Below are 478 nucleotides of genomic sequence, written 5' to 3'. Positions count from 1 at the left end.
ACGCGGCTTGCTCCAGCATGGCGGCGAGCATGGCGAAGCCTGCAGCGCAATCGCCCTGGTCGTCCTTGCCCTGCCGCAGCATCGTCTCGATTTGCGGCGCGATCGCCACGGCGCGATCGATCTCGGCGCTCGACCCTGCTTTATACGCCCCAAGCCGAACCAGCTCTTCCATGTCGGCATAAGTAGACAGCAACGCGCGCGCGCCGAGGCGCGTCGCGTTTTCGGCGTCGCTCAGGCAATGCGGCAAGGTGCGCGACACCGATTTTAGGACGTCAATCGCGGGATAGCGTCCGCGTTCGGCAATCTTGCGGCTCATCACCACATGGCCGTCGAGAATACCGCGCACCGCGTCTGCGACCGGTTCATTATGATCGTCGCCATCGACCAGCACGGTGAACAGACCGGTGATCGAGCCTTGGCCGGGCAACCCCGGCCCCGCCCGCTCCAACAAACGCGGCAGTTCGGCAAAAACAGTGGG

At 64.4% G+C, this 478-nt stretch carries 1 pseudogene; it reads right to left on the bottom strand.

The features are described 5' to 3' along the window. A pseudogene (gene fliI / locus AACY45_RS28220) lies at positions 1–478 on the bottom strand (flagellum-specific ATP synthase FliI); the annotation flags it as partial.

Origin of the sequence: Pseudomonas sp. RA_35y_Pfl2_P32, from assembly GCF_963970735.1 — a bacterium.
Lineage (GTDB): Bacteria > Pseudomonadota > Gammaproteobacteria > Pseudomonadales > Pseudomonadaceae > Aquipseudomonas.
This window is presented reverse-complemented; position numbering and strand designations above follow the sequence as displayed.